Annotated in this window: 14 protein-coding genes and 1 pseudogene; 3 read left to right on the forward strand and 12 right to left on the reverse strand. The window is 41.5% G+C overall.

Annotated features, from left to right (window positions below):
* Positions 1-108 precede the first annotated feature (108 nt).
* The 12 genes and pseudogenes from J2Z70_RS17690 to J2Z70_RS17745 all read right to left on the reverse strand — a co-directional run bounded on the left by J2Z70_RS17690 (position 109) and on the right by J2Z70_RS17745 (position 14268).
* Positions 109-1197 (reverse strand): radical SAM protein, encoded by a 1089-nt coding sequence (locus tag J2Z70_RS17690; protein ID WP_209875461.1) that lies wholly within the window; start codon positions 1195-1197, stop codon positions 109-111.
* Positions 1198-1224: 27 nt separating this feature from the next.
* A complete protein-coding gene (locus J2Z70_RS17695; RefSeq protein ID WP_245368318.1) occupies positions 1225-2373 on the reverse strand; it encodes a UDP-glucuronosyltransferase in 1149 nt (382 codons plus the stop codon).
* Positions 2370-2621 (reverse strand): acyl carrier protein, encoded by a 252-nt coding sequence (locus J2Z70_RS17700; RefSeq protein ID WP_209875463.1) that lies wholly within the window; start codon positions 2619-2621, stop codon positions 2370-2372. Before J2Z70_RS17700 ends, J2Z70_RS17695 begins: the two co-directional genes overlap by 4 nt.
* A 13-nt stretch (positions 2622-2634) precedes the next feature.
* Positions 2635-3645 (reverse strand): NAD-dependent epimerase/dehydratase family protein, encoded by a 1011-nt coding sequence (locus J2Z70_RS17705; RefSeq protein ID WP_281068222.1) that lies wholly within the window; start codon positions 3643-3645, stop codon positions 2635-2637.
* Between the two features lie 79 nt (positions 3646-3724).
* Positions 3725-4783 (reverse strand): hypothetical protein, encoded by a 1059-nt coding sequence (locus J2Z70_RS17710; protein WP_209875465.1) that lies wholly within the window; start codon positions 4781-4783, stop codon positions 3725-3727.
* A gap of 11 nt (positions 4784-4794) precedes the next feature.
* Positions 4795-6282, reverse strand: coding sequence for a class I adenylate-forming enzyme family protein (locus J2Z70_RS17715; protein WP_209875467.1), 1488 nt, complete (start codon positions 6280-6282; stop codon positions 4795-4797).
* Positions 6279-6518 carry a phosphopantetheine-binding protein gene (locus tag J2Z70_RS17720; RefSeq protein ID WP_209875469.1) on the reverse strand — a complete coding sequence of 80 codons (240 nt, stop codon included), beginning with the start codon at positions 6516-6518 and terminating at the stop codon, positions 6279-6281. Before J2Z70_RS17720 ends, J2Z70_RS17715 begins: the two co-directional genes overlap by 4 nt.
* Positions 6519-6963: 445 nt before the next feature.
* The gene (locus tag J2Z70_RS17725) at positions 6964-8880 is read right to left on the reverse strand and encodes a carbohydrate-binding protein (protein ID WP_209875471.1); all 1917 of its coding nucleotides are present in this window, start codon (positions 8878-8880) and stop codon (positions 6964-6966) included.
* Positions 8881-9456: 576 nt separating this feature from the next.
* Positions 9457-10290, reverse strand: coding sequence for a hypothetical protein (locus J2Z70_RS17730; RefSeq protein ID WP_209875473.1), 834 nt, complete (start codon positions 10288-10290; stop codon positions 9457-9459).
* 567 nt (positions 10291-10857) lie between these two features.
* Entirely contained in the window at positions 10858-11637 is a 780-nt protein-coding gene (locus J2Z70_RS17735; protein WP_209875475.1) for a hypothetical protein, read from the reverse strand.
* Positions 11630-13006 (reverse strand): AAA family ATPase, encoded by a 1377-nt coding sequence (locus tag J2Z70_RS33890; protein ID WP_209875477.1) that lies wholly within the window; start codon positions 13004-13006, stop codon positions 11630-11632. The genes J2Z70_RS17735 and J2Z70_RS33890 overlap by 8 nt, the downstream gene beginning before the upstream one ends.
* 287 nt (positions 13007-13293) lie before the next feature.
* Positions 13294-14268: pseudogene (locus tag J2Z70_RS17745) on the reverse strand (transposase).
* A gap of 350 nt (positions 14269-14618) precedes the next feature.
* Between J2Z70_RS17745 and J2Z70_RS17750 the strand changes: the two are divergent.
* From J2Z70_RS17750 to J2Z70_RS33685, 3 genes are all read left to right on the forward strand, one after another.
* The gene (locus tag J2Z70_RS17750; RefSeq protein WP_209875479.1) at positions 14619-14900 is read left to right on the forward strand and encodes a hypothetical protein; all 282 of its coding nucleotides are present in this window, start codon (positions 14619-14621) and stop codon (positions 14898-14900) included.
* 127 nt (positions 14901-15027) lie between these two features.
* Positions 15028-15753, forward strand: a complete 726-nt coding sequence (locus J2Z70_RS33680) for a site-specific integrase (protein WP_281068217.1) — start codon at positions 15028-15030, stop codon at positions 15751-15753.
* A gap of 34 nt (positions 15754-15787) precedes the next feature.
* Positions 15788-16111 carry a tyrosine-type recombinase/integrase gene (locus J2Z70_RS33685; protein WP_281068218.1) on the forward strand — a complete coding sequence of 108 codons (324 nt, stop codon included), beginning with the start codon at positions 15788-15790 and terminating at the stop codon, positions 16109-16111.
* The last annotated feature ends 48 nt before the right edge of the window (positions 16112-16159 follow it).

Consider the following 16159-nt stretch of genomic DNA (forward strand, 5'->3'; position numbering starts at 1 on the left):
CCTGATGGTACGTTTCAATATTTGCAAATCCTTTGCGGAATGCTTAATCTCTGATTTCGGATTCATATCAACACACCCTTCTTAAATGTGATAGGTCATTCACATGAATCAGTAGATATAATACCTTGAACAAGCCGTACAAATCGGAAGCATATTTTTTTTCATATACGCGCGGTACTCTTTGTACTTGCCGCTGCGCCAGATATCCAGCAAGCTCTCTTCATTCACGTTGCCGAAGGTCAAATCATAGAAGGCATGGCAGGGCGAAACGTCGCCCCTTGCCGTAATCTCCGCATAAGTCCATGGAAGAGAGCAACGGTTTCGTTTATCTGCCATCTGATGGAATTGCCCCGAGAAATAGTTGTGCAAGTTCTGTTCATCTATCGTCTTCGGATAGGTAATCACATCGATGCGGTTTTTCAAGCAATACTCTTTAACCTTATTGAGCTGTCTCGTCAATTCGGGAATATCGATCTGGCTGAACGAACTATTGTCTTTCCAGACCATCCCCTTGGCATACGGAGCTTCATGCACGCCGAATTCCTCACGAAGAACGTCCACATATTCGGCATACTGCTCTTCCGTGGCATAGAGCTGCACTTCCATGCTGATATGGTCCAACATCGACAAGTCGATATGCTTGAAGAAAAATTCCTCGACGTACATATAGGTCAAGGGCGTAATGATAAAGGATACACCCATCTTCGGAAAATGCTTGCCTTTGCTTTGCCGGAGCTCATAGAGCTTCTCAATCCCCTTGATTACTTTCTTGAATACGCCTTTGCCCCTCTGCCTGTCGTTGATTGCCTCAGGGCCGTCGAGCGACACCCAGATCTTATTGGGCGGAGTCTCGACTAACATCTCGGCATGTTTCTCAAGCAGTGTTCCGTTCGTGGGGAAGTCCGCTATGCTTCCATAATGATTGATCATAGCGAGAATGTCGCTCAGCCAAGGGTACATCAGCGGCTCGCCGCCGAAGAAATCGTAATACGGCTTGCCGGGGCTGCACTGGGTGATGATCTTTTTTATCAGATCCGGGTCCAGCTGCGCTAATGTTTTTTTGCTTTTGTAGGGCCCTTCTAGTCCCCACTCATAGCACATCTTGCATCGCAAATTGCACTCCTCGAGCAGCTGCAAGACGATCCATCTCGGGTAGCTTGTCGTATCTTGGGCGACACTCAATTTATTAACACTCATCGCATAACCCCCTCTGCCATTGAAATCTTACCCCTTCATTAACGTGACTCTCGAACAATAATGATCCACATAATCCATCCGTTCTCCGGGTCTGTTCTTGATCGCTTGATGCATCTCCTTAAGGACATCTACGGAAAAATCCATCTCCCGCCACTTCTCATAACGTATTCCGAACCCGAGCGACTCCCACAATTCCAAATTGCTAAGCTCATGACTGCCGAACGGCTCCAGCAGAATAAGAGGGGTTTCGGAGGCAAGCGAGTCGATCAATGTGCCCGCTCCCGGCTTGGCCACGATAGCCATCGCCTCCGAAGCAACGTCAAATAACCAATGATGATCAGCCTCAGCGGGGTATGCTTTCGTGTCTTCTCCCGCTATTTCAATGTATGGCGGAAACTCGTGCAGGCCGTTCGCACTCTTCACCCATGCACACCATTCCGGATCGTTCATCCAATACCGGTGATCGGGATCAGGCTTCGCTTCATTCCAATCATAAGCTACGATATCAAGCCCGTAGTTATGACCGACAAGCTCTGGAACTTTACTCTGATAAGTGCCCATCCCCCAGCCGCCGCCATGAACAACAAGCCGCCGCTTCCTCGATTCGAAGGGCAGTGGCGTACCAAGAGGAACCGGGATTTCGTATCGAATCGCCATCTTATCGGTGTCATAGAGACAAGCATTGTAATAATGCTCGTCATACCGGGGATGATACTTCTTCAGGCTCTTCCAAGACGGGGCCAGATCTGAATCGACGTAGAGCAGGTCTACATGAATTGGATTCGGCAGCATCTTCTCCCTGTACAAATCCAAAATATAGCCCCAGTGTCCGGACAGTGATATGAATTCGTACCGTTCTTCCGCTTTCCACGCCTCCAGCAATAGCTCTACCTGGGCATAATCAATGCTGCCCCGGATATCCATCGGCATTCGGGCCGAAAAATTGGCAAGTGCGAAATCATTGTGGTAAGCCTTCCTGCTGTCTGCAATATGATCCCTTTTGTCTTGCTCCAAATAGCTTTCGAACACGAGCACTTCCGTCGCGATATCCCTCTTCTTGAAACCGTTTGCAGCTAATAGGCCGGGAATATAGAACCCCAGACCGAAACCCGAGCATAGAATCGTTACTTTCCGCTTACCCATAAACTCCCGGACGCCCTTACGTCTATCGTTCATACAGATGCCGTCTTCTGCAGCTCCGAGATATAATTGCAGAAGGCCGTAACCGACTCCAAAAAATCGAAGTCGAATTGTTCAAAATCGATTTCAATATCGAAGCGCTCTTCCACTTTTAATAAGAAAGTAATTAGCTGTAACGAGTCGAGTCCCCCGTCTTCCATGATGCTGGAATGCTCGTTCAAGCGGTTTGCCAGCTGGGCGTCGTCCTTGATTTCGCTTATCATCGCTATGATCTGTTCTTGCATAGGTACCTCCTGTTTAATGGATATATTGACCTTGGTAATAATGGATCGTTCTAGCGAGTGCATCATGCAAACCGATCGCCGGTTCCCAGTCCATAATCGTCCTTGATACGGTAATATCCGGCTTCCTTCTCCTGGGATCGTCTTCCGGCAGCGGGAGAAACTCGATCTGCGCGTTGGACTTCATGAGCTCCTTCAATACTTGGGCGACTTCAAGTATGGTGACTTCCTGCGGATTCCCCAAATTGACCGGCTGTTCATACGTGGTGCCCAGCAGTCTTATAATCCCTTCCAGCAAATCGTCGATATACTGAAAGCTTCTCGTCTGTCTGCCGTCGCCATAAATCGTAAGGTTGCGCTTGGACATGATTTGATTAATGAAATTGGTAATGACACGTCCGTCATATAAATCCATCTTCGGGCCGAATGTATTGAAAATTCGAATGACCCTTACCGGTATGCCGTATTTCCTGTTCATCCAGTAGGTGATCGCCTCTGCATACCGCTTCGCTTCGTTGTAGCAGCTTCTTGATCCAATCGAATTCACGTTGCCAAAGTAGCTCTCCGGCTGAGGGTGAACGGTTGGGTTACCGTAGATCTCGCTTGTTGAAGCCAAGAAGAAGGCAGCCTGCTTTTCTTTGGCCAGCTGCAGCAGATGCATCGTTCCTTCGCTGTTGACCCTCATCGTTTCGATCGGATAGGACAAATATTTGGGCGGGCTGGCAGGACTTGCGAAATGCATCACCCAATCGACAGGTTCTTCAACTGCGAGCGGATAAATGACGTCATGCTCGATAAACTTGAAATTGGGGGAACGTAAGAGATTGTCCATGTTGACAGTGGACCCGGTCAGCAAATTATCGACACCGATAACGGTATGGCCTTCCCGCAGCAGCCTCTCGGCAAGGTTGGAACCGATGAAGCCTGCAACTCCTGTTAATACAATGAAAATAAAGATCCCCCCATTGCCTAAGGTTGGTGAACGGTGCTTGAGGTGAGTGGATACGCGGTGGTTGTGCTTATTCAGTACGCTGTCACAACGATTATGATCCCGGCATCACTCCCTCCATGAATATACCTGGCTGACATTATTTGCGCCTTCGGTGTTACTGAATGCCTACCTTACTAAGCCATCGTTCAAGGAATATTGATTCTTCATTTTCTATATTCTTAATCAACGTTTGTAATCTTTCTGAAATACTCATATCACTTGTCAAATTATATTTAATCGCTACATTCACAAGGATCTTTGCCTTAAGTTCAATGGCTGTGAATTCATCTATATGCTCTTGATTTAATTGAATTAAATGCCGATTATCGTACAAATACTTGAGTCTCAGCGTCATTATCTTCTTATGATCATAAAGTAAATGAAAAGGTCTTATATCAAGCTTAGACTTATCTTCCGATGTTTCTTTCACATAATTAAATAGAGTGGTGTATATTTGCATGCCGAAGTCAAGATGATCCCTGTCGCCCCCGTAGTTGAACATCTCCCAATACTCCGGCGTTTTCTTAGTGAAATAATTTCTTATAGAATTCACTAGGGTATCCGCACTGAATTTATCCTGATATTGATCATTGAATCTATATAGATACACCATTTCTCTAAGATAATCATGATTGGTTGTTAGATGATTAGTGTTGAACGCAAGATTGAAATCGGCAAATGATATCTCAGCTTGACTATACACGCCGTTCTTAAAGAAATCGGAAACATACAATATCTCTCTATTTAAGTCATAGCCGTAAACAAATATGTCATGATGCAATTGGAGTCTATGATATCGGTCGCTTAGGGGCACGTAAAAATAATTCACCATGGTGTGGATATAATGATTAGCATTAATATTTTCTATAATAAAATGAATAACAGAGTCCCATTTAGCTGTTACAGTATCTCTATGTATCTTTTGAGTCGAAATCCATTTGCACGCATCCGAAGGCCGCAGCTCATAAGTCAGAGGGAAATAAAAATCTCCCCAATGATGTTTATAATCTTTGTTAATAAATAATTGAATATAATTGCTGAATATCCATGGGTGTGCGCACTCGTAATGGGTCAGTATGGACAAGAGATGAGCATGCTGCGTATAGGTTGTAATCATCGGATAACTTACCGGCAATATTCCCCTGCCCAAGGTGTGAGTTGTATTCTTCAACATTTCGTTCACCCCTACTCATTTAGCAATAAGCACTTCGTACTTGCCCTGTCCAGTTTTCCTGTTTTTGTTTTGGGAATGTCATCTACAATCCTCCATTGTCTAGGTACCTTATACGAAGACAAATGCAAGTTGCAATGTTGTGTCAGCGCATCTAGATCAATCAGACATTCTTCACAAACTTTCAGAAATGCGATGGGTACTTCGTCTAATAGATCATCGTGCACACCAACAATCATGACTTCCTCCACTTCTTTCAAACCATATAAAAACTCTTCGATTTCTTCCGGATAAATATTGATACCGCCGGATATAATGATATTTTTCTTTCTGCCTGTGATGATGAGACACCCTGATTCATTCCAAAATCCCAAATCTCCTGTCTTTAACCAGCCATCAACAATGGTAGCGTTCGTTAACTCCGGGTTGTTGTAATAACCGAGCATCACATTTGGGCCCTTGACCCAAACTTCTCCGATAGCGGCTCCTTCAACCTCATTCTCTTCTTCGTCAACAAGCCGAATAGAAACGTCACTGATGGGTGATCCACAGGATAAGCAGCGTTCTCCACGGTCCATCATACTCACCCGCGGAGAAGCTTCTGTCAATCCGTAGGTTTGAATAATGTCCGCTTGGGGAAATACAGTCTGAAGATTGTCTACTAATTTCGCGGGAATCGGCGCACCGCTTATAACTATAAATTCAATGGAATCAAAGGCACTCCAGTTGGTTGTCTGATGATAATCGGAAACAAAGTGCATCAATTGCGTAGGCACCGCTGAGAATGCCGTGACCGCCTTATCCTGAAACAGTCTAAACGCTGTGCGCGGCAGCAAGGGCAAGCTGATAAGCCTAATTCGGGTTCCAAATAGCATACAAGAAATCAATTGCGTGACAATTGTAGAACTGAAATGAACGGGCATCGTTACAAGAAACGAATCTTGATCCGTATAGCCCACCTTTCTGCCATGTGCCAACGCATTCGTTAATACATTCTCATGGGATAACATAACGATTTTAGATTGTCCGGTTGTGCCCGATGTAGGAAGGAGAATAGCACATGAATTGGGATCGGACGGATTCGTGAGCGAGATCGATTCAAACGAAGGCACCGGTTCTTGCGAGAAATCCTGAGCGGTAACCCAATAAATATGGCGATTTAAACGCGCAGGCTGTGCATATTTGCTGATAACCAGCTTGGCGTCACTGGCTTGTAAAATATTTTCAATCTCAGTTAGGGATGCCGAGTAAGGAACCGGTATGAGTACATGACCGCTGAACTGAATGCCAAGCGCCGCAGTAATGAACAAGGGCTCATTATTTGTGTAGACTGCAAGATGGCTGCCGGCCTCAAGCTCAAAGTTCTTTTTGATATATAAAGCAATTAAGTATGCTTCTGTCATCACTTCCGCATAAGTCCACTGCTCCTTTAGATCTTGAAGGATAATTTGATCCTTGCGATCACAAGCCTCCATGAATAAACGCTGAATGATAGTCATCATATCGTTGTCTCGGTCAAATAATTGAGGATTAATCCAGTCGTGGAGAACTTCTCAAACAACAGATCCTCATCAGGGATCGAGATGTTAAACTTCGATTCCATTGAAACAATAAGCTTGATGAAGCCCACCGAATCGATCCCTTGATCCAACAAAGGGGTATTGTGGTCATCCGGATACTTGATGTCAAGTTCAGCAAAAATTTCATCTCTCAAGATAAATTCTATTGATTTAGACATCATGTTTCCTCCGTTAGATAATCTTTAGAAAGGCTGATTAGAGAGGATAGCAGACATGGTGATATTCAGTAATGAGCAGGTAGGTGAAAGTGAGTGTGAAGGAGAATAATCTCAAAACGATGGACAATGTGCATACGCACTAAAAGAGTTGTTTGCAGAGATGCTGCAATGAATGCTGGAGGCGGAATATGACTCGGTGCAGGAATGAAAAGCAGAAAAAAGCATTTTCCCAAGCGATAAAGCCCTGCTGAAAATGCTCTACTTCACTACGGTGAATGACGCCCGTAAATGGATATGTTTAGTATAAATTGCAAATATACCAATTGTCAACAATTTTAAATTTTATGCAACACTAGTGAGGACGTCCTTTAGCTGAATAAAGAGGTATATCATTTGATATACCCCTTGATCCAGCTTATTGCAATTATATCAAACCGTTTGCATTTTATTTGAACTGGAACCAGGTTAAATTTGCAACTGTGGTTGAATCTGACTTCACAAAAGTAACATATACCGTATGAGTTCCTACCGCTGTCCCGGCACTAATCGGGATATTCTTGAGGGACCATGACTGCCATCCGCCGGTGCTTTCTCCCGTCCAATAACCCAGCATCGTGCCTGTAGGGCTGTCCAAGTGGAATTCGATTCTACCGCCGGAGTTAGCAGATGCAACCTTCAGATCAATGCTTGTTTTAGCGGTACTGCCAAAGTCTACATTTTTAAAGGCGATATAGTCGCCATTGCTGCCCCCGCCAACATCCAGCCCGCCATCCGTGCTTGACTCATAGGAGATAACTCCTGAACTAAGGTTGTAGCCTTCCGCTTCAAATTTCAATGTGTTGAATTTGGGATCTGCAGCATAGCTGTTCGTATCTGTTATTTTCAAATCTGTCAAATTATTTACCGCAACTCCACCGACGCGGACATTGTTTAAAGTAACTCCCGAGACAGTAGCAGTGTCACTCCAGCCCTTCATGATGGAAACTTCACCCAAAGCGCGTAAATTGATATTATTATAGACCACATTTTTGATCGGACCGGTTTTGGCCGAAAGATCAAACCATCTGGAGTGAACACCGGATCTTGGCCAGAAGCCTTCTACATCGATATTGTCAAATACGATGTTTTGTGCTGCCGGAGTTCCATACAGATGACCTACCGCTAAAGCGCGCCAGCATCTGTATACAAAAGAGTTTTTAACCACGATGCCATCCTGAAGCTGTTTCACTCCATCTCCAACCTTGAATGCTCCACATCTGCTCCAGGCCAAAGCATCATCGACAACTACATTGGACTGGTTCTCAGGAGTTCCCGGCCAGTTGGCAGCGATATCCGTAGTGGCTACATCCCAGGTCTTAAAGGAGTAGGTGTCATCCTCCGATACGGCAACAGTGTGCTTGATGAGTACATTCTGGCTCTCTTGGATGTCTATTGCATCATTTTCATAATCAAGTTCATTGTTGTTGAAGTGCTTGGTATTCTGGAAAGTTACGTTATTGGATCTTGTAACGATTGTAGCCCAGCCGCCGCTGTCTCTGATGGTTATGCCGTCAACCGTGAAGTTGCTGCACTGCAAGGGTACAAGAATATTGTTCAGATAATTGTTTGTATTCCTCATATAATGGCCATTACCGTCAATCGTTCCCCTGCCGTATATCTTAATATTGTTGGCATTGGTTTCGGTATAAATAAACCATGTCCCATCCTTATTCAGGGAATTCTTATGGAAATGGGTAGTGTAATCGCTTGGATTTCCTGACCCCCTTATAACAGAACCACCCTCCAGATAAATCGAGACATTGCTTTTTAGAACAATGTTACCGCTCTTATACACTCCTGCTGGAACGTATACGATACCGCCGCCTGCTGCGTTAGCCGCATTGATGGCATTCTGTATGGCAGGTGTAGCCAAAGTGGCACCGGTACTGTCAGCACCGTACCCGGTTTTAACATTGTATATCCCTGTACCGGATGACGCCGGAACATTGGTTTCAAGCGCATCTGCCGCGATAACCAGATCCTTCAGGTTATTGATTTTAACGATAAGATAGGTTGGTGATGAAAGTGTAAAGGTAAGTGTATTTCCGCTCTTGGTTGCAGTGATTCCCAAAGCTTTGGGAGAAATATTATAGGTATTGATGGGCTCGCTTGCTGTTATTGTGATTGTAGTCGTACCTGAAAAAGAGAAATTACAATAATTATAGTTTACAAATACCGCCGAAGTGTCGATGACCGGTATATTGGTAGAGTCTGCTGTTACCGTGTATTGACTGGTCGTGGTATAGATTGACGGTAATGGATAGCTTACAATGGTACCCGCCGCACTTGCGGTCAAAGGAAAGACAGGTAACAGATTGGCCATACAAAAAATTAATAATGCACTTAATAACTTTAACTTCCTTAACATAAATAAACACCTCTTTCATATTTTTTAGAAAATACTATATATCCCTTCTGTATTCGCTTACAACCTGATTATAGTTTGATAGGCGTATCCGGATAAGGCGGGTAATCCCACATTAAGGGCAGATTTCTGCAGCAGCTTTACACAGAAAAGAGAGGCTGCTGAACAAAATCATCACAGAATAGCAAGCAAAAGCGCAAAAATAAAGACGCTGCGGGGAGTAATTCCCGAGCGCCTTCTTGCTTTCTTTTATGTCGAATTATCACCTACTTCAGCTCCAGCACCGCCACACTTTCCACATGCACCGTATGCGGGATAATATCCCGCTCCGGTGCTTCATGCTAAAACCCGCAAACCCTTGCTGTTACTGCGTCTTCTAAAATGACCTTTTGGCTTGCTGCAGCAGCGATGTGCAGCTTTCTGCTGAATTTCGTCCCCAATTTGTCCCCATAAATCCTAACAAAATTCAGACTTCTAAGCAAATTTAACTTGCTGTTATGCCTCTAAACAATTAAAGATGTTAAATCCAAATATTCAATTTAACCTCCAAGTAGATAGTTGATCCAATTGTAGCCTTCCATTTATTAATGCTTCACCGGGTATAAGATACTTATAACCATTTTTCATTATTTCATAATCTACTCCGTAGTATAATACCTCATCGGAAGGAATATCATATGGATTTAATATGGTAAGAGTATCTGTTCCCCAGTCAATCGATAACGGCTGCGGACGATACCTCCGTAAATATTTAAACGGAAAAGGAGTATTGTCTAGTGCATTTAAACTCCCATTTTCATCATTAAATCTTTTTATCTCAGCTCTCAGAGCGGTAAGCAGGCTAAATCGAAACACATCACTATATGCTACAGACCTTGGTTCAAATGGTGAAATAAATTCATAAGTAATGCTATTCAATAATTCTAGCCCTTTAGATGAAATCTCAATTTCATGCTGTGTGTTTCTGAATTGATATTGAATAAGAACTGTTCCTGCATTATCCTTTGTAATGCTTGATGCGTTATGGATTGTTGCATTACGAATTAACTTATAGATTCGAAATACTTCATTAAGGACCGAATCGGATTGAGTTCTGTTTGGTAGTAACCTTAGCTTTTCAGCATAACTTTTCCCGATAACTGACGGATTTGTGCTATCCACATAGGTATCAAGAATACCAAAAAATAATATCACATTCAAAATAAAATTCTGACTTATTCTACTACTATTCATATAGCTCGACAAATCTAAAGTATGTTCTTTGGTTCCATCTTCATGATATTTCACTGGCATTACAACTGGGGTATGCAGTCTAATATCAGAGCGAGAGATTAAACTCTTGGTTTGATCAATAAATTCTTGAAGCATACTTTTCACCCTTTCCTACTACCTAAATTCACCACATAATTACACTACGGAAAAGGGTGTGCGCAGTTTCATAAATTACTTTTTTTCAATTTTCTCCAAAAAGACCGTAGGACATCAAGGTGATGGCATACGGTCTTTCCATTCATCAATTTCACATGGGACTGTCTCAAAAACTTTACAAATATGTAGAGCGATATTATAACTGTAGGGAACGTAATCTCATGTTCCATTTTTTATAAATGTTTCAAATATATATACTTCCCTGGGGTATTGCCCTTCATATTTCTTGCATGACTCAATTTCAAAGACAAACAACCTCTAAACTCACCAATTCGTCCCCCACTATGTTCTTCACTTACTCACAACCCTTATAAATCTAGGAACAAACAAAACAGTTTCAACATGAATCGTATGCGGGATTATATCCCGCTACAGTGCTTCACACTCAAACCAGCAAACCCTTGTTATTACTGCATTCTTTAAAATGACCTGATTATAATACTACTCACACCTCTTGCAAGATAAATTCCAATTAATATCTTACCGGTAGAGGAAATTGACTCTATATTACGATTGAGCCTCAATTGTGCTTTCTGTCTTCTCTGCATCAATTGGACCTTTAATAAAATCAAATAACAAAGGTGTGTTAGTAAATCTATTTAATGAATTAGTTCCCTGCTGAATATGTTGCCAGGTTTCTCTATAATCGCCATCGTTGATCATGAATTGCTTTAAATGGTTTAGTACGTCTAACATTCGTCCTATATGTTCATCAATGTAATCATCCATAAGGTCATTCTTATCATCGATAGAAAGATTTTGAGAATTGAACATGATATGATCTGTATTACTTGACATAAAAAAAGAACGGTAAGGAATCGCTATGCGGTCAACAGTAATTTGGCTAACACCTAACATACTCCGGTGATTGCTAGCTTTTCTCTGATTTCTATCAATTAATTCTCGTTGCTTTAGTACATCACAACATTCAATTACATTCGTTGTATACCGCTTTTTATCTTTCAAACTCACCGTTGGACTAATAATCACTTGGCTATTGGGAATAAATGTTCCGTCCATATCGACAATATGAATAATACCAGATATGATTTTGGGTCTAAGATTCAACCTATTTATCTTATCTTTTACAACCTTTTGGATTCTGTTTCTAATGCTCTGCTGTGAGGAAGTAGGCAAGGTAGTGAATTCCGAAAATATATCCGTTCGATGAGTATAGACCCGTACATCAGAATTTGAAAGCTCTGTAATCAGTGGTTGAAATAAAGCTTCATCTGTTCCACCCTCAACAATTAATAAATAGAGCTTTTTTCGAGTAGTGTTAGTCATTGACTCGCCCAGCCTTTCTAAATGCACGCTTAATCGATGAAATATCCGTGTTTACGTACAATTTTTCAGGCAAGCCATCGACTTGAATGGCTTCATAATAGCGATTACGAGTATTATTTACCTCCCGAACGTACTTCATTTGTGTATAACGGTTGTGCGCATTTACCGTTGTGAACCAAATATTTTTGATAGGCAACACTTCTAGAGCACGTAGATTGTGTGAGGTGAAAATCAATTGGCCCTTGGCTTCACTCTGTAAAGACTCTAAAATTTCACCAAGCAAATATTCAAAGATACCTGCATCCAATTCATCAATCACGACACAAGCATTCTCCTGTTTATAGAAAGCAATCAATGCACTGATGACAGAGAAAATTTTCAAAGTTCCGGCCGATTCCACTCGCAGTGGAAGCCTTCGATCATCTTTGCAACTTAATAATTCTACACGAGCATTGTAAACCGAACTACGTTCATCTTTTTCTAATCCATATTCCAATAATTCTATATGTAGGTTAGGAATTAATCGCCCAAGGATCATATTATTTATTTCAAGAGTTTGTTTTAACGCTGAAATCTCGGTTTCCTTTATTATGAATGGTTTTAGGATATTGATGTTCTCTTGTTTTTCATTTAGATCCTGGTTTTCGTTTAAATCTATACTCTCGTATTTCATATCTGGTTCCACAGTCGGAATTAATAAATGTTTACCAACAACACCTGTATGCTCATTGGGAATAATTAGTAGATTTTTTGCAAAAACATCTTGCAGAGCCTGAATGATTTCCGCTTCGACTAAGGGTAACGTTGGGAAGTACATAGATTGAAGTTTTCGATTAAAGATCATAGAGTTCCCTTGATATATCGCAATTGTATGCGCCTTTACCCAATCTTTTTCTTTTTGCAATGGTACTTTCGATAGTACTTGTTCTTTATACTGTAATATGCTCTTTGGCCGTGAGCCTTTAATATTTTGCTTGAATGTAAGCTTCTCTTCTAAAACTCCCATATATAAATCACTATAAACTAGAATAGCTTGATAATTAGTAGTGTATATTCTTCTGTTATTCAAGATTATCGTAAACTGTACAGATAAACTGGCCTTCTTTTCTCCACTGTAAATAAGTCTTTGTTCTACTGATGGAAGAAACTCTCCATTTAACAGTTGCTTTAATAAGGCTAGACTTTCAACTACCGCGGTCTTTCCCGAACCATTTTGCCCGTAAAATCCTAGCATGTCAGCTTGCTTTGTTTCAATTACTTCATTCTCAAGACTATATACATCGTAAGAATAGTTCCCTTCAAATTTTCCATATCTTACATTTTTAATATTTTGAATCTCCACTTTATTAATACGAACAACTGTATCCACTCTTCTCCCCCATTCAATATTTTTTTTTATTATATCATGAACATTAATTTTATTCACTATTTCAGTATAAAATATACTGAAATATGAACAAAATTATCATTAATAAAAAATAAGAGTCGATTCAGTTACGCTAAGCTTTATTAATATCATCTTTATTTTCATATATGAGCATTTTGCATAATTCAATTTCCGGTTCGAAGTCATAGCTGTTCCACAACCAAATCTCCGTTTTTTGAGATCCGGGTTACACATGGACAGACGGGCAGAATTTGCGGAAAGGCTACATTTTAAGCGGCAGCTACGACTCTTTGTCTCGATACAGCTAGCGCAGAAGCAAGCAGCACAATGGCATTCAAATATTGGTGAGTCGTTACTTTTTGAATGCCCCAAACGTGCAATTGGTCTGCGGTGAGATAGGTCTTCATTCGAGAGTTGCAGCGTTCTACACTGGTTCGCTTGTTGTAGAGCTCCTTCCAGCCCCGACTTTCCCGGTGCGGCATTGCATAGCGGCGAAGGTCTTGCTGAGTGTCGACCTTAACCACCATCCCATAATTGGATGCGGAGCAAGCCGTCATGCCTAAAGGACAATCCACTTTCCCCGTAGCGTGTGGGCAACGAAACTTCAAACGTTCTTTTTCCTGTCCCCAATACGTCATCGGATACCCCATCGAACAGCAAGGTGTCCCTTTGCTTGTCATGCCTGCAGGAGGTTCCTTTTCGTTCCGCGGATTCATTGGAATAATCGCTTGGGCCTTGACGCTGCGAGCCATTTTGTAGTTTTTTAATTGGTCATATCCTGCATCCAGCATGAAAAAAAGAGGCTTGAATCGTTCGACGATTCGCTTCATGAGGCTTGGTCCCTCATCGCCATCATTCACATGGGCAGGCGGCACCTTGAGCGCCATGGGAAGTTCACTCTTGGCATCGACGGCCAGGTGCAACTTATAGCCAAACCACTTGACTTTGTTGCCAAAGGTATCAAACTTTGCGCCCCAGTTGGCATTGCCCGTCAACTCGCTTTTGCGTTTCGGTTCTTTTTATTCATAGGCGTGAATGGCGGCGCTGTCGATGGTGGCATGAGTTCCGTCGATGATTCCAGCTTCTTGGCACTGAGCCACAAGATCCTCAAATAACTGCTGGGCAAGGCCTTTGTGAGTCAACTCGGCGAAGTCCAGTGCGCTGAAAAAGATAGGCAGTCGTTCTTTGGATTCGATTTTTTGAAACTCCTCAAAGGAAAATAGACTTTCTTGGAGAATATACAAAGGGGATTTCCTCCACTTGAGTGTTTTGGTGTCGTTACCAAAAAACTTCTCCAAGTTGGGGTGAAGTCCTTTTTTATACCCAAAATTCCTTTGTGTAACAAGGGTTTAGATTAATGCAAAATGCTCATATCAAAGAGCAATAATAGAATAGGGATTCAAAAAATCACACTATAGTAAATTTGACTAACAAAATTCACTATAGTGTGATTTTCTCTATATCAAAGGAGGATGAACATTTTGGAAGAAAAAAAAGAACTTAAAGATTTGCTTGATCACTACAGAAGAGTACGAGGATTGAGCAAGAAAAAGCTCTGCGAAAGAGCAGAGATTTCAACAAGTTATCTTACACAATGATAAAAGGTGGCAGGAAAAATCCAGGGAGAGCTATTCAAGAGCGCCTTGCGAGGGCACTTGATATTCAAAGTTCCTTACTCGCAGAAGATTATATTGATTATGAAGTTGGACAGGAAGATTATCAATGGGAGGACAAGAAGCCCATTCCTAATTTACACGATCTTTCAGTTGTTAACCCCATGCGAACAATTGATGAAAAGTGGCTTAATGAAGAACAACAAAATAAGATTACAGAATTTGCAAGATTTCTAATATATCAAGATAAACATAAAGGATGATGTAGATATGGCAAGCATCGAGAAACGTGGAGAGAATTCGTGGCGACTTATTGTAGAGATTGGTTCAACAGCCCAAGGAAAACGACTTTAAAAAAACAAAACAATAAAAATTGAAGATGAGGCTTTGTTGCGAACAAAGAAACGTCTGAATGACCATTTAAACGAACAGTTGGTCAAATTTAGAATTGAAATTGAGGCAGGTGAGTACATTGCACCTGAAAAGATGCACTTCTCAGCATTCGTTGAGGAGTGGGAAAAGAAATATGCAGTTAAACATCTTGAGGTCACTACTTTAAACACATACAAACGTTGCTTAAAAAAACGGATACTCCCTGTATTCGGAAGCCAGAGACTTGATCAGATTAAGCCAATTCATATTCTAAATTATTTGGATACACTTGAACAGGACGGGAGTCGAATGGATGGCAAGCAAGGAAATCTATCATCCGGCAGTGTATTTATGATGTATCGAATTCTAAAGAATATTTTCAGTCGCGCTGTTGAATGGAGAATTATTAAAAGTAATCCTGTTGCTCAGATAACAAGACCAAAAGTTCAATATAAGGAGTCAAGGGTATACTCAGAAGATCAGGTTCATCAATTATTTGAGGTATTACAAAAAGAACCCTATCACTGGCGAGTTATGATAACCCTAGCACTTACTACGGGGCTAAGACGAGGAGAATTACTTGGGCTTGAATGGAAGAATGTTGATTTGAATACGGGTGTTATACACGTCCAGCAAAGCATCACAACATTTAAAGATGGAGAGCCAATAATCAAGCAACCCAAAACTAGGAAATCATTTAAGGAAGGTAGCCCTACCAACATCAGTAACAGCAGAATTAAGTGACTATCTGCTTCACTGTCGTAAAGAACGAATGAAAATGAAAGAGGTCTGGAAACGAGAAGAACATTCCTTTTTATTCTTCAATGAAGAAGGCAAGCCGTTCTATCCAGAAACGCCTTACCTTCATTTCAGAAATTTATTATTAAAAAACAAGTTACCCTACATCACATTTCATAGCCTTCGTCATACTTCAGCCACGTTGCTTATTAACCAAGGTGTTCATGCTAAGATCATTTCTGAGCGGCTAGGACATGCAAATATTGGTACAACGATGAATACCTATGGTCATTTATTACTCAAAGCTGATCAAGAGGCAGCAAATAAATTTGACTCAATCTTACCAACTTTTAAAGCAAAATAACCTTCCTGAATTTTTTCGTCCCCAGTTCGTCCCCACTTAGCTCTTTTA

The sequence above is a fragment of the Paenibacillus silagei genome, from assembly GCF_017874735.1.
In the GTDB taxonomy this organism is placed as follows: domain Bacteria; phylum Bacillota; class Bacilli; order Paenibacillales; family Paenibacillaceae; genus Paenibacillus_AQ; species Paenibacillus_AQ silagei.